The organism is Polaromonas sp. YR568 (assembly GCF_943369675.1).
In the GTDB taxonomy this organism is placed as follows: Bacteria; Pseudomonadota; Gammaproteobacteria; order Burkholderiales; family Burkholderiaceae_C; genus Polaromonas.
Genome location: NZ_CALROB020000019.1, coordinates 1 through 13,299, shown reverse-complemented (window position 1 = coordinate 13,299; position 13,299 = coordinate 1). Strand labels below are relative to the sequence as shown.

Below are 13,299 nucleotides of genomic sequence, written 5' to 3'. Positions count from 1 at the left end.
ATGCCCTCGCGAGGAGGGCATTGTTCCGTTCAAGGCTTGCTCAGCGCTTAAACAACTTCCTTGGCCGTGATCTGGTACTTGAAGTCGTCCGGCGCGTAGGAATCAAAACGCCCCGCAGCGTTTTCGGCGATGGGGTACATGAAGAAGCCCAGTTTCTCGCCCGTCGATTTCGGCAGGGCCAAATCGTGCGCCGTGTTGTAGGCCATCCAGTTGCCTTCCCAGCCGCCGAACAGCGCCTTGTTGACGGGCGCGACCACCGGGTTGGTGGTGGTCTTGATCCAGTCCGCCGTTTCCAGGCGCATGACCTTGGCCACGTCGGCCGGGTCCATCGCCACCCAGCCGTAGCCCTTGAGGTAAACCTCGGAGCGGCAATGCTGCGCGCCCTTGAGGCTGCCGGGGTTGCCCGACAGTTCCTTGTAGCCGAAGGCCGAGGGCACCAGGCGTATGCCGTAGACGTCGCGCGCCGGCACGCCGACCGAGCGGCACAGGCCGACGAACAGCGCGTTCAGGTCGGCGCACTTGCCGCCCAGGTTGCCGGTCTCCAGCATGGTCTTGATGTCGCCTTCGCCGCAGCCGCGCACCTTGGGTTCGCGGTAGGTGTTGGCGACGATCCAGTCATAGAGCTTTTGCGCTTTCTCGACGTCGGTCTTGGCGCCCTGCGTGGCCGCCAGCGCCGTCTTGCGCACGATGCCGTCGGTCGGGATCAACGTGGTCGAGCGCGTGAAGTAGCGCAGCGTGTCGGCGCTTTCGGCCGGCGCGGTTTTCTGCGACCAGTCGATGGCGCGGCCTTGGGTCTGCACGCGGCTGGTCAGTTCTACAAAGGGTTTGGTTTCCGAGGCCGGGAATTCGGCGTAGAGCATCTTCGCGCCGTCGGTGCCGTCCTGCGTCAGCAGCGTGCTGCCGTTGCTCGAAAAGCTGTTGCCCAGCGAATGCTGGTAGTCGCTGTTGACCGAAGGAATCGGCAGCCAGACTTTGGTCACGCCCTGCGGCTTGGCGATGTCCACGCGCGTGGTCACGTCAAACGTGCGCCAGGCGCCGCTCTGGGGCGCGAAGTGGCTGCGGCTGGGCGCGGGGGCCGTCTGGGCGAAGTTGAGGGAAGGCAAGGCGGCGGCCATGGCGGCCGCCGCGCTGGATTTCAGGAAGGATCGGCGTACGGTGGTCATATAGGATCTCCGAATGTGGTGAGGGTGACGTGCACCGCGGCAGGTAAAGATGCCCCGGGATGTCGGACCGCGATTATCGCCCGCGCCCCGCTCCGTGTCTCCTCTTTAACCCTAGGCCGCGGCCATCAGCACAAAAGCCAGCCCCGTGCAGATAAACAGGAAGGGGAAGGCCCAGATCAGGAAACGGAAACCCTGCTCCTGCACATAAGGCCCGAACCAGCGCGCCGGCAGGCTGTAGCGGTAGAACACCACGATGATGAAGAGGCCCACGGCCAGCGCGACATAGTTGAGCCCGATCAGCCGCGTGACGGTGTTGTCGCCCGCCGCGACGACCGGGTAGGCCGCGCTGATGGCAAAGCTCAGCGCGATCACCGCGAACAGGCCGCCTATCACCACGTTGGCAAGCTCGAAGGCCTCGACCTCAAAACCGCCCTCCTGGGACTTGTTCATCCAGGTGGCCAGGAAAGGAATCAGCAGCGAGGCGAACAGCGGGATGAAGACCGTGGCGATGGCGCCGGCTGCAAGGCGCTGCACGTCGAGTGAGGCGCTGACCTTCGCATAGTTCTCGCCGTCCCAGCCCTTGACCGCCTCGCGGTGCAGGTTGACCAGCCCCAGCGTCCAGCCGCCGAGTTCGGCCTTGTCGGCGACCTTGCTGAAATCGACGTCGTCGGTGGAAAAGTCCAGGTCGACCGCATCCAGCGTTTCTTCGCGCACCATGATCTCGACCTTGAGGGACTGGTGGTCGAACGGAAAACTCGCGACGTCGACGGCGACCTTGTAAACCGCCGTGGTCCGCGCCAGCACCTCGACACGCCCGTCCGGGAACACGCGCAGCCGGCGCTCGGACAGCGAAGGCTCTCCGACGCGGTTGGCGATGCGGATGGGCGGCGACCAGATACGCGCGAGTTCGGCCTCAGCCGCCGCGCCGCGGTATTCCTTGTAGCCGCGCGACACCGAAGTCGCGGGGAAACGCAGCGAGCCGTCATGCCAGCCCAGGCGCAGGTCGGTCGTCGCCTCGAAGCTGCCCTTGCCGTCGTCGAAGCCGTCGATGCTGGCAAAAGACAAGGCCGTGCGCACGACGACCGGCAGGCCCTTGCCGCGCGGTATCTCGGGCGTCGCGGCGTTGGTTGCCGGAGGCGCCGCGGCCGGTGCCGCCGTTGCGGCAGTCGTGACCAGGCAGGCCAGTGTCAACAGCAGTGCTTGCAGCACGCTTTTGGCCGCACTCACAGGACGTCTCCCGCGGCGGGTGTTGCGCCGGCTTTCTGCGCGCGCAGGCGCTCATAGCTGTCGGCAAGCTCGGCAATTTCGTCGCACAGCGGCGAAGGCATGGGTGTCGATTCGGCGTCGGCCTTTCCGTCCGCCAGGCCCGCAAAACGTTCGCCCACGAGTTGCAAGGGCTGCAGCAACATGCCGCGAATGACCACCAGCACGGCGCCCGTCAACAACACGATGGCGACAATGCCGAGCAGGGTCTGCCAGAGGATGGCCTGCTTGTCGGCCGAGCGCGTGGCGCTGAAGTTCTTGGCGATCGCGATCACGCCGATCTGCTTTTTGGCATAGTTGTAGACCGGCTGCAGCAGCACGCCGTAAGCCACGCCGGCGCTGTCGCGCACATAGTGGCTTTCGTCGCTGATGTTGATGTCGGCGTCGACGACCAGCGGGCGCAGCAGCTCGGCATGGGTCGCATAAAACTTCACGTACTTGCCGACGCGGTTCTGCTCGTTGAAGACGTCGCCCTTGAGCGAGGTGGCCGTTTCGCGCAGGCTTTGTTCGTCGACAAAAAACGCCAGTTCGAAACCGTGGTCCTTCTTGAGTTCGTCGAGCAACGGCCCGACCTCCAGGCCCATTTCGAAGCTGCCGGTGCTTTTGCCGGCCGCGTCCGTCATCGGCAAGGTGCCGAACACGCCTATGCCCGAGGTCGTGATTTCGATGCCTTTGCGGATCGCGTTGGTCTGGTTCACCTCGACGACGATCTGGCGGTACTTCGCGAGGTCTTCGCCGAACTTTTCGGGGTTGTGCACGCGCAGGAAGGAGACGGCCGGCGCGAGGTGGAACTGCGCCTGGCTGATGCCGTATTTTTCATGCTGCGCGGCAAACGCGTCTTTGGTGACGGCCAGCAGTTCGGCACGGTCGCGCGCCGCGAAGGCCTTTTTGACCGCGGGCATCGCGGCCACCAGCTCGGCGGACGCAATCGCCTGGCTTTCGGCGCCGTGCAGCCGGGATTTGACGATCTGGCTCACCAGCTCGAACTGGGCCTGCTCGAAGGAGTTCGCCATCTGGTGCGAAATCAGGTTGCTGACAAAGGACAGGGCGGCAACGACCACCACCACGGCCGCGATCAATATCGCGGGCGCGCTTTTTGCAAATTTCATGGAAAGTTCTCGAACAGGCGGGCCAATGAACACACGCGGTCCGGCGCGGCTTGGCCGGCAAGGCGTCAGCGGCTGTCGGGCTGCGGGGGGGAGGAAAGCCTGGGTGGCCGAAACACGCCGGCACCCAAGCCTCAAGAAATTGTTACATGTATTAACAACTTCTAGCTACCTTGCCGCTGGCCTTTTAGTACCTTTGGCCGCCTTTATTTCAAGGGTGTTGCTGGGCCGCGAAGCGGCTGCCCTGGACGGGAATCACGCGCGCAGCAGCGGCGCAATCAGTTTTTCGGCGGCAGCGCTGGTCCAGTCGACCTCGCCCTGTATGCGCTGGCGCGGCTTGCCGAGGCGGTCCATGCTCAGCGTGGTCGGGAACACCTTCACACCCCAGCGGCGCGCGAGTTCGCCCTTGAGGTCGAGCAGCACAGGCAGGCTCACCCCCGTGGTCTGCGCGAACTGCAGGGCGCGCGCCGGCTGTTCCTTGAAGTTGACGGCCAGCACCAGCAGCTTCTCCGGGCCGTAAAAGTCGGCGATTTGTTGCAGGGTGGGCATTTCGGCGCGGCAAGGCTCGCACCAGCTGGCCCAGAAATTGAGCAGCACGGCGCGGCCGCGCAGGTCGGCTGCCTGCCAGGTCTTGCCGGTGGTGTCGACCAGCCCCAAAGCCGACACCGGGCCGGCCCACGGGCTCACCTCATAGGCAGGGCCGGTCAGGCCTTGCGCGTTTGACTGGAACACAGCCGTGCTGGAGGACGCGGCAAGCGCGTGTTGCAGGAACTGGCGGCGGGAAGAATGCGCTGGGAACATTGACGGGGGTCTCTTTGGTGAATGCACGCTAGGGTAGCAAACCCCTGCGCGCCCCACCCCGCTTATTTGGCGAAGAGGTTTTCCAGCGTCGCGAAGGCCTTGAACTCCAGCGCGTTGCCGGACGGGTCGAGGAAAAACATGGTTGCCTGCTCGCCGGGCTCGCCCTTGAAGCGGATATGCGGCTCGATCACAAACTGGGTGCCGGCGGCCGTCAGCTTGGCGGCCAGCGCCTCCCACACCGGCATGGGCAGCACCGCGCCGAAGTGGCGCACGGGAACGTCATGGCCGTCGACAGCGCTGGTCTGCTTGTGGCCGCATTCGTCCGGCGCCAGGTGGGCAACGATTTGGTGGCCGTAAAAATTGAAGTCCACCCACTCCTTGGAACTGCGGCCTTCGGGGCAACCCAGCACATCGCCGTAAAACTGGCGCGCCGCGGCGATGTCATGGACTGGAAAGGCGAGGTGAAAGGGGATTGCGGCGGTGGCGTGGGGGTTTGTCATGGTGTTCTTTCGGGAAAGCGCTGGAAGAGAAGCCTCGACTGTAAAACCTCCAACCCATCATGAAAAGCTATATATATTTGCCCTGAGAAACAAAATAATCGATCATTCAAAGGTGATCACCGAACTGCGCACCTTTATCGCCGTGACCCGCCATGGCACCTTTGCCGCCGCCGGCGAACGCCTGGGCCTGACCCAATCCGCCGTCAGCAGCCAGATCAAGCGGCTTGAGGAATCGCTAGGTTTTGCCCTGTTTGACCGCACACGGCGCGCCGCGACCCTCAATGAGGCCGGCGCCACCACGCTGGCGCGCGCGGAAGAACTCATCACCCTCTTCGGCAAACTCGGCGACCTGCCGGACCAGGGCGGCGACGGCGGCCTGCTGCGCATAGGCGCCATCGCCTCGGTGCAGTCCTCGCTGCTGCCCCGCGCGCTGGTGCCGCTGCGGCAGAAATACCCCACGCTGCGCCTGAGCCTGGTGCCGGGCGTCTCCATGCACCTGATGGATCAACTGGACGCCGGCGAAATCGACATGGCCGTCACGATCAGGCCGCCCTTCGGCCTGTTGCCAGAGCTGAACTGGCAAACGCTGGTGCAGGAACCCTTCATGTTGCTGGTGCCCGCCGCGCTGAAAGGCAAGGACTGGCGCAAGCTGCTGCAGGCGCAAGCCTTTCTGCGCTACGACCGGAAGTCGTTTGGCGGGCGCCAGGTCGAGCGGTTCCTGCGGGACATGCAGATCAGCGTGAACGAGTCCATCGAGCTTGACGACATCCAGGGCCTGATCCAGCTGGTGGCCCAGGGCCTGGGCGTGGCGCTGGTGCCCATGGTCCAGGGGCCCGATCCGCTGCCCGCGAATGTGCGGGCCGTTTCGCTCGGCGAGCACACCTTCTTCCGCGAGATTGGCATCCTTCAACGAACCGCGAAAGCCAACCTGCCCATCGTCAGCCAGTTGGTGCATTACCTGCGCGATGCGGCCCAAAACGCAAGCAATGCGTCAGGCGTCTGAGCTTTTCGGTTTTGTAAGAAACCGCAGCCTGCAACGACCAAAGAGCGGGTTTCGGCAGGCACACAACCAAGCGCCTAACCGCAAACCCTATATAGGGCGGGAAATGGCAAGGGTGCCCTTGCACCCAAAGCGATTCAGTCCTACAAACGACCTTTCCAAACGGCTTTTAAATCTAACTTCATAACCAAATAACCGTAGCCAAGGCGAATCTTGAACCTCCCCCTCAACATCTCGGCCCTCTCGCTCCCGCTGCCTCCCGCCTCGCCGCAATTCATAGACCTCTACCGACCGGGCACTGATGCCCAGGCGGGCCAGGCCACGGCGCAGGAATTGACAGACGGCTTGACGGCCCCGGCGGCCAGTGTGTCGCCCAAATTTTTCTACAACGAGCTGGGCTCCAAACTCTTCGAGGCCATCACCGGCCTGGAAGAGTACTACCCCACGCGCACCGAAGCCGGCATCTTCGAAGCGGCGCACACGCCCATCGCCGCCACGCTGGCGGCGGCGGGCATCAGCAGGCCCTGCCTGATCGACCTGGGCGCGGGCAACTGCGCCAAGGCCATGACGCTGATTCCCCACCTGCAGCCGCGCCAGTATGTGCCGGTCGACATCTCCGTCGAGTTTTTGCGCGACGCCGCCGAGCAGGTGCAAAACAATTTTCCGGCGCTGGACATCGTCGGCGTGGGCATGGACTTCTCGGCCGGGCTGGCGCTGCCGGATGAAGTGCAGCCCTACGACCGCGTGTTTTTCTACCCCGGCTCCAGCCTGGGCAACTTCCATCCCGCGCAGGCCCTGCAGTTCCTCAAGCACATCGCCGACCCGGCCCAAGGCAAGGCGCGCGGGCTGCTGATGGGCATTGACCTGGTGAAAGACACGGCACGCCTGGAAGCCGCCTATGACGACGCGCTCGGCGTGACCGGCGCCTTCAACAAAAACCTGCTGCTCAACGTCAATGAACTGCTGGCATCGGACTTTGACGTGCGGCAGTGGCGCCACGTCGCGCTGTTCAACGCGGCCGAGTCGCGCATCGAGATGCACCTGGAAGCCACAAGCGAGCTGACGGTGCGCTGGCCGGGCCACGAGCGACTCTTCAAGGCCGGCGAGCGCATCCACACCGAGTGCTCCTACAAATACACGGTGGACGGCATGACGACGCTGCTGCGGCAGGCCGGTTTCAAACACATCGAATACTGGACCGACCCGGACAGCTGGTTCGCGGTGTTCTGGGCCGCCGTTTAGCACTTTCATTCAGGCAAAGATAAAGGCCGGTTTCCCTCGGGAAACCGGCCTTTATTTTTTGAGGCGGGAATGCGTCAGGCGCGTTCGTTCACCCAGCCCTGCACAGACTTCAGCGCATCGCCCAGTTTGGACGCATCGGTGCCGCCGGCCATGGCCATGTCGGCCTTGCCGCCGCCCTTGCCGCCCACCTGCTGGGCCACAAAGTTGACTAACTCGCCAGCCTTCACTTTTCCGACACTGTCGGCCGTCACGCCTGCGGCGATCTGCACCTTGTCGCCATCGACCGCGGCCAGCACGATGACGGCTGTCTTGAGCTTGTCCTTGAGCTTGTCCATGGTGTCGCGCAGCGTCTTGGCGTCGGCGCCTTCGAGCCTGGCGGCCAGCACCTTCAGGCCCTTGACGTCCACCGCCTGCGTGAGCAGCTCATCGCCCTGCGACGACGCCAGCTTGCCCTTGAGCGCGGCGATTTCTTTCTCGAGCGCCTTGACCTGGTCCAGCACCTGGCTGATGCGGCCCTGCAGTTCCGACGGGCTGGCCTTGAGCGAGCCGGCCGCGGCCTCGACCGTGGATTCGAGCGACTGCAGATACGCCAGCGCGTTTTCGCCGGTCACGGCTTCCACGCGCCGCACGCCGGCGGCCACACCGCTTTCGGCGACGATCTTGAAGAGGCCGATGTCGCCGGTGCGTTTGACGTGAACGCCGCCGCAGAGCTCCTTGCTGGAGCCGATCGTCAGCACGCGAACGGTCTCACCGTATTTCTCGCCGAAGAGCATCATCGCGCCGGATTTCTGCGCATCTTCCATGGCCATCACGCTGGCATCCGTCGCCACGTTGGAGAGGATCTCGGCATTGACGCGCGCTTCGATCTCCCGGATCTGCGCGTCGGTGACGGGCGCGTTGTGCGCGAAGTCAAACCGCGTGCGCTCAGCGTTCACCAGGCTGCCCTTTTGCTGAACATGATCGCCCAGCACTTCGCGCAGCGCCTTGTGCATCAAGTGCGTGGCGCTGTGGTTGCGCACGGTGGCCGCGCGCACGGCCGTGTTGACCTGTGCCGTCACCGCATCGCCGACGTTCAGCGTGCCGCTTTCCTGCGTGCCGTGGTGGCCGAACACCTCGGCCTTGATCTTCAGGGTGTCGTCCACCGCAAAGCTGCTGCCCGCCGCGGTGATGCGGCCCTGGTCGCCGACCTGGCCGCCGCTTTCGGCGTAGAAAGGCGTGGTGTTCAGCACCACCACACCGCTCTGCCCGGCGTTGAGAGCCTGCACCGCCACGCCGTCGGCGTAGAGCGCCACCACTTTCGCGGGTTCTTCGAGCAGCTCGTAGCCCGTGAAGATGTTGCCGCCGCCGGTGTATTCCAGCGCGCGGTCCATCTTGAACTTGCCTGCGGCCCGCGCCTGGTTCTTCTGCTTGTCCATGGCGGCGTGGAAGCCGGCTTCGTCGACTTCCACGCCGCGCTCGCGGCAGACGTCGGCCGAAAGGTCCAGCGGGAAACCGTAGGTGTCGTGCAGCTTGAAGGCCACGTCGCCGGGCAGCACCTTGGCGCCGCCGGCCAGCGCCGTGTCCAGGATGGTCATGCCGATTTCCAGCGTTTCAAAGAAGCGCTCTTCCTCGGCCTTGAGCACCGCGGTGATGCGGGCTTCGTCGGTCTTGAGTTTGGGATAGGCGTCGCCCATCAGCCCGGCCAGGTCATGCACCAGCTTATGGAAGAAAGGCGTCTTCTTGCCCAGCTTGTAGCCGTGGCGGATCGCGCGGCGGATGATGCGGCGCTGCACATAACCGCGGCCTTCATTGGAAGGGTTGACGCCGTCGGCCACCAGAAAAGCGGTAGCGCGGATGTGGTCGGCGATCACGCGCAGCGACTTGTTGCCCAGGTCCTTCTCGCCGGTCTCGCGGCTGGCGGCCTTGATCAGCGCGTCGAAGATGTCGATTTCATAGTTGCTGTGCACGTGCTGCAGGATGGCGGCCAGGCGCTCCAGGCCCATGCCGGTGTCCACGCAGGGCGCGGGCAGTTTGGTGACGCTGCCGTCGGCCGCCATGTCGAACTGCATGAACACGTTATTCCAGATCTCGATGAAGCGGTCGCCGTCTTCGTCCGGGCTGCCGGGCGGGCCGCCGGGAATGTGGTCGCCGTGGTCATAGAAGATTTCCGAGCACGGGCCGCAAGGCCCGGTGTCGGCCATCATCCAGAAGTTATCGGACTTGTAGCGGCCGCCCTTGTTGTCGCCGATGCGGATGACGCGCTCGGGTGGCAGGCCGATCTCCTTGGTCCAGATGTCGTAGGCCTCGTCGTCTTCTTCGTACACCGTGGCCAGCAGGCGGTCGGCCGGCAGCTTGTAGACCTCGGTCAGCAGCTCCCAGGCCCACTTGAGCGACTCGCGCTTGAAGTAGTCGCCGAAGCTCCAGTTGCCCAGCATCTCGAAGAAGGTGTGGTGGCGCGCGGTGTAGCCCACGTTCTCCAGGTCGTTGTGCTTGCCGCCGGCGCGCAGGCAGGCCTGGACGGATGCGGCGCGCACATAGGGGCGCTTGTCGGTGCCGAGGAACACGTCCTTGAACTGCACCATGCCGGAGTTGGTGAACATCAGCGTCGGGTCGTTGCCCGGCACCAGCGAGCTGGACGGCACCACGGTGTGGCCCTTGGACGCGAAGAAGTCGAGGAAGGTCTTGCGGATGTCGGCGACGGTGAAAGTGGGCTGGCTCATCTTGGAATTTGTGGTCTGGCAAGGTGGCCGGCCGCCGGCGACCTCCAGAACCTGTCTACGATTTATTTGGGACCACGTTGGGGTGCAATCGGGATGAGTTGGTGGCCCAGAGCCCGCCGCATGGGCTCATGCCCATGCAAGGGACTGGGGCGCCAAATCGCCCGATTTCACCCCAACCCGAAGGGCAGGAGCCTTTTCGGGCGGTCTGCTGCGTTGCGGCACTTGCCAATAGCTAGAGCTATTGGCGGGCGCGCCGCGCCTTGCATCCCATCCCGCAAAGGCACCTGCGTGGTTCCAAATAAATCATAGACAGGTTCTCAGGTCGTACCCACTGCGTCGAACCCACCTAAGCGCTTGATTTACTTGAACATTTGATTATAGGCGCGGGTCCCTGCCCAAGCCCCGCGCGGGGCAATCCCCCGGCCAGCGCCCGCGCATCAAGGCGGTGCCCTCGTGCACCGCCTTGGCACGAGGGCGAAACGCATGCCGTATTGCGGCGCCGGAAATCCGTTCCCACCCCTTCTTTACCTCGAAAAAAGCTGGCACGCAAGCTGCTTAATACCCTGTAAAGATAATTTAAATATTTTCTTAATATATTTATATCTCTCCCATTTCAACCCCATCTTCAGGAGCATTCCCGTGAACAATCCCCGCTGGCAAGGCATTTTTCCCGCCGTCACCACCAAATTCCACGCCGACGAAAGCATCGACGCCGAGGGAACGGCGCGCCACATCGACTTCCAGATCCGCAACGGCATCCACGGCCTGGTGACCTGCGGCTCGCTGGGCGAAGCCAGCACGCTGTCGCTGGAAGAAAAACTCCAGGTCGCCAAAATCGCGCTGGATGCCAGCAAGGGCCGCGTGCCGGTGCTGGCCAACGTTTCGGAAACCAGCACGCGCGAGGCGCTGCGCTACATCGCCGGCGCCAACCAGCTCGGCGTCGACGGTTTCATGGTCATGCCTTCGGTGATTTACGTGGCCGACGCGCGCGAAGCCATGCTCAACGTGCGCACCATGGCCGAGGCCGCGCGCAAGCCGATCATGATTTACAACAACCCGGTCGCCTACCGGGTGGACTTGAAGCCCGAACACATGGCCGAGCTGGCCGACTGCGAGTGGCTGGTCGCCATCAAGGAGAGCAGCGACGACATCCGCCGCATCACCGACCTGCGCAACACCGTGGGCGATCGCTACCAGCTCTTCCTGGGCGTGGACGACCTGGCTTACGAAGGCCTAGCGCTGGGCTGCGACGGCCTGCTGGCCGGCGTGGGCTGCGCCTTCCCGCGCGAAACCGTGGCGCTCTACGACCTGATGAAGGCCGGCCAGTTCGCCGAAGCGCTCAAGCTTTACCAGTGGATGACACCCATGCTGCACCTGGACGTGTCCACCAAGCTGGTGCAAAACCTCAAGCTCATCGACGCGCTGGTCGGCGTGGGCACCGAGCACATGCGCCGCCCGCGCCTGCCGCTGATAGGCGACGAGCGCGCGTTCATCGAAGGCGTCGTGGCCAAGGCCCTGGCGACCCGCCCGGCCAAGTACCAGTCCGCCCCTTGATTTTTCCAACCCCGCAACCCGCATAGAGGAGACATCCATGACACATCGCAACAGCATCGTTTCACTGATCGGCATCGCCGCCATCGCGCTGGCTTCCACGGCACAGGCGCAGGAACAGGTCGTGGCCATCGGCCACACCGGCCCGCTTTCGGGGCCGAACGCGTTCGCCGGCAAGGACAACGAAAACGGTGTCCGCCTGGCGGTTGAAGAACTCAACGCCAAAAAAATGGTGGTGGGCGGCAAGACACTCAAGTTCGAACTGCAGTCGGAGGACGACCAGTGCGACGCCAAGGCCGGCGTAAACGCAGCCCAAAAACTCGTTGACAGCAAAGTGAAATACGTCATGGGCCCCTATTGCTCGGGCGTTGCGATTCCCGCCTCACGGGTGTACAGCGAAGGCGGCGCCATGATGTCGACCGTCGGCACCAACCCCAAGGTCACCCAGGGCGGCTACAAAAACCTGTTCCGCATCATTGCCAGCGACACACAGATCGGCTCCAGCATGGCGGTGTACGCCGCCAAGGTCCTGAAGGTCAGCAAGGTCGGTGTGATCGACGACCGCACGGCCTTCGGCCAGGGCGTTGCGGAAGAATTCGTCAAGGAAGCCAAAAAACAGGGCCTCACGGTGGTCGGGCAGGAATACACGACCGACAAGGCCGTGGATTTCCTCTCCATCCTGACCAACCTCAAGGCACAGAAACCGGAGGCCATCTTCTTCGGCGGCTATGCACCGCAGGCCGCGCCCATGGTGCGCCAGATGAAACAGCTGGGCCTGAGCGCCAAGCTGCTGGGCGGCGACACGCTGTGCAGCCCCGAAATGGGCAAGCTCGGCGGCGACGCGGTCAACGACACGGTTTTTTGCGCGCAAGGTGGCTCCATGCTGGAAAAGGCCGCGGGCGGACCGGCCTTCAAGGCCAAATACAAAAAGCGCTTCAACCTCGATACGGACGCCTACGGCGCGTCCTTCTATGACCAGACCATGCTGATCGGAGAGGCCATGCGCAAGGCCGACTCCATCGACGTGGCCAAGGTCGGCGCTGAAATCTACAAGGGCAGCTACAAGGGCGTTGCGGGCACCTACACCTATGACGACAAGGGCAACATGACCCAGGCGCCCATCACGGTGTTCACGTTCAGGAATGCCCAGCCCACGGCGCTGGCGAGTTACTGAACACTGCCGGCGCCATAGTGAGCACCACCGTGCCTGAAGCATCGAGCCGGGAGGCGGACGTCCTGGTGATCGGCGCCGGCATCGTGGGTGCGGCCTGCGCGCAAGCCCTGGCTGCCTCCGGCCTGACCGTGCGGATACTCGATGCCCGCCGCCCGGGCGCCACGGCGGCCGGCATGGGGCACCTCGTGGTCATGGACGACAACCCGGCGGAGCTGGCCCTCAGCCAGCGTTCGCTGGCACTGTGGCGCGAACTGGCCCCGCGCATGCCTTCGCAGTGCGCGTTCAGCCCGTGCGGAACGCTTTGGCTTGCGGCGGATACAGCGGAAATGCAGGCCGCCGAAGAAAAGCACGCCCGCCTGAGCGCACACGGCATTGATTGCCTTCTGCTGGGCGCCAAGGCGTTGGCGCGCGCCGAGCCCGCACTTCGCCCGGGGCTCGCCGGGGCCCTGAAAGTGACCGGCGACAGCATTGTGTACGCGCCGGTAGCGGCAAACTGGCTGATTGAGCAAGGCGGCGAACGCATCCAGCTGGAACACGCCGAGGTCGTGCGCATTGAACGCAACAGGGTGCAGCTTGCCGATGGGGGCCATCGCACCGCGCCCATGATTCTGCTGGCCAACGGCATCCACGCCACCGCGCTCTGCCCGGAGTTGCCGATCCGGCCCAAAAAAGGCCACCTGGTGATCACCGACCGTTACCCGGGCAAGGTGCACCACCAGCTGGTGGAACTCGGCTACGTCACCAGCGCGCACCACAGCGAAGGCCCGTCGGTCGCGTTCAACCTGCAGCCGCGCCCCACC

Annotated in this window: 11 protein-coding genes; 5 read left to right on the top strand and 6 right to left on the bottom strand. The window is 64.1% G+C overall.

The window, feature by feature from the left end; all coding sequences use genetic code 11:
- Nucleotides 1-47: 47 nt before the first annotated feature.
- From ACLV8F_RS12030 to ACLV8F_RS12010, 5 genes are all read right to left on the bottom strand, one after another.
- Entirely contained in the window at nucleotides 48-1,163 is a 1,116-nt protein-coding gene (locus ACLV8F_RS12030; protein ID WP_411884457.1) for a transglutaminase-like domain-containing protein, read from the bottom strand.
- A gap of 111 nt (nucleotides 1,164-1,274) precedes the next feature.
- Nucleotides 1,275-2,390: a hypothetical protein gene (locus ACLV8F_RS12025; protein WP_411884456.1), complete on the bottom strand. Its 1,116-nt coding sequence runs from the start codon at nucleotides 2,388-2,390 to the stop codon at nucleotides 1,275-1,277.
- Nucleotides 2,387-3,535: a cache domain-containing protein gene (locus tag ACLV8F_RS12020; RefSeq protein WP_411884455.1), complete on the bottom strand. Its 1,149-nt coding sequence runs from the start codon at nucleotides 3,533-3,535 to the stop codon at nucleotides 2,387-2,389. The genes ACLV8F_RS12025 and ACLV8F_RS12020 overlap by 4 nt, the downstream gene beginning before the upstream one ends.
- A 252-nt stretch (nucleotides 3,536-3,787) precedes the next feature.
- A complete protein-coding gene (locus tag ACLV8F_RS12015) occupies nucleotides 3,788-4,333 on the bottom strand; it encodes a TlpA family protein disulfide reductase (RefSeq protein WP_411884454.1) in 546 nt (181 codons plus the stop codon).
- Between the two features lie 62 nt (nucleotides 4,334-4,395).
- Nucleotides 4,396-4,833, bottom strand: a complete 438-nt coding sequence (locus tag ACLV8F_RS12010; protein ID WP_411884453.1) for a VOC family protein — start codon at nucleotides 4,831-4,833, stop codon at nucleotides 4,396-4,398.
- Between the two features lie 112 nt (nucleotides 4,834-4,945).
- Here ACLV8F_RS12010 and ACLV8F_RS12005 point away from each other — a divergent pair, with 112 nt between their 5' ends.
- Together ACLV8F_RS12005 and egtD are read left to right on the top strand one after the other, a co-directional pair.
- The gene (locus ACLV8F_RS12005; RefSeq protein WP_411884452.1) at nucleotides 4,946-5,836 is read left to right on the top strand and encodes a LysR family transcriptional regulator; all 891 of its coding nucleotides are present in this window, start codon (nucleotides 4,946-4,948) and stop codon (nucleotides 5,834-5,836) included.
- Nucleotides 5,837-6,046: 210 nt separating this feature from the next.
- Nucleotides 6,047-7,075 carry an L-histidine N(alpha)-methyltransferase gene (gene egtD, locus ACLV8F_RS12000; RefSeq protein ID WP_411884451.1) on the top strand — a complete coding sequence of 343 codons (1,029 nt, stop codon included), beginning with the start codon at nucleotides 6,047-6,049 and terminating at the stop codon, nucleotides 7,073-7,075.
- A gap of 74 nt (nucleotides 7,076-7,149) precedes the next feature.
- On the opposite strand, the gene alaS is transcribed toward egtD, so the two are convergent.
- A complete protein-coding gene (gene alaS, locus ACLV8F_RS11995; protein WP_411884450.1) occupies nucleotides 7,150-9,774 on the bottom strand; it encodes an alanine--tRNA ligase in 2,625 nt (874 codons plus the stop codon).
- A gap of 639 nt (nucleotides 9,775-10,413) precedes the next feature.
- Between alaS and ACLV8F_RS11990 the strand changes: the two genes are divergently transcribed.
- The 3 genes from ACLV8F_RS11990 to ACLV8F_RS11980 all read left to right on the top strand — a co-directional run.
- Nucleotides 10,414-11,328 carry a dihydrodipicolinate synthase family protein gene (locus ACLV8F_RS11990; RefSeq protein WP_411884449.1) on the top strand — a complete coding sequence of 305 codons (915 nt, stop codon included), beginning with the start codon at nucleotides 10,414-10,416 and terminating at the stop codon, nucleotides 11,326-11,328.
- Between the two features lie 37 nt (nucleotides 11,329-11,365).
- On the top strand, nucleotides 11,366-12,499 hold the full coding sequence (locus tag ACLV8F_RS11985) for a branched-chain amino acid ABC transporter substrate-binding protein (protein ID WP_411884448.1): 1,134 nt from the start codon (nucleotides 11,366-11,368) through the stop codon (nucleotides 12,497-12,499).
- Nucleotides 12,500-12,528: 29 nt separating this feature from the next.
- Nucleotides 12,529-13,299: NAD(P)/FAD-dependent oxidoreductase (locus ACLV8F_RS11980; protein ID WP_411884447.1), on the top strand; the 771-nt coding region annotated here is incomplete at its 3' end.

Excerpts from the sequence above, each read along its gene's own strand:
- ACLV8F_RS12030 (WP_411884457.1), bottom strand. The coding sequence starts at position 1,163 with ATGACCACCGTACGCCGATCCTTCCTGAAATCCAGCGCGGCGGCCGCC.
- ACLV8F_RS12020 (WP_411884455.1), bottom strand. The coding sequence starts at position 3,535 with ATGAAATTTGCAAAAAGCGCGCCCGCGATATTGATCGCGGCCGTGGTG.
- ACLV8F_RS12015 (WP_411884454.1), bottom strand. The coding sequence starts at position 4,333 with ATGTTCCCAGCGCATTCTTCCCGCCGCCAGTTCCTGCAACACGCGCTT.
- ACLV8F_RS12010 (WP_411884453.1), bottom strand. The coding sequence starts at position 4,833 with ATGACAAACCCCCACGCCACCGCCGCAATCCCCTTTCACCTCGCCTTT.
- alaS (WP_411884450.1), bottom strand. The coding sequence starts at position 9,774 with ATGAGCCAGCCCACTTTCACCGTCGCCGACATCCGCAAGACCTTCCTC.
- ACLV8F_RS11985 (WP_411884448.1), top strand. The coding sequence starts at position 11,366 with ATGACACATCGCAACAGCATCGTTTCACTGATCGGCATCGCCGCCATC.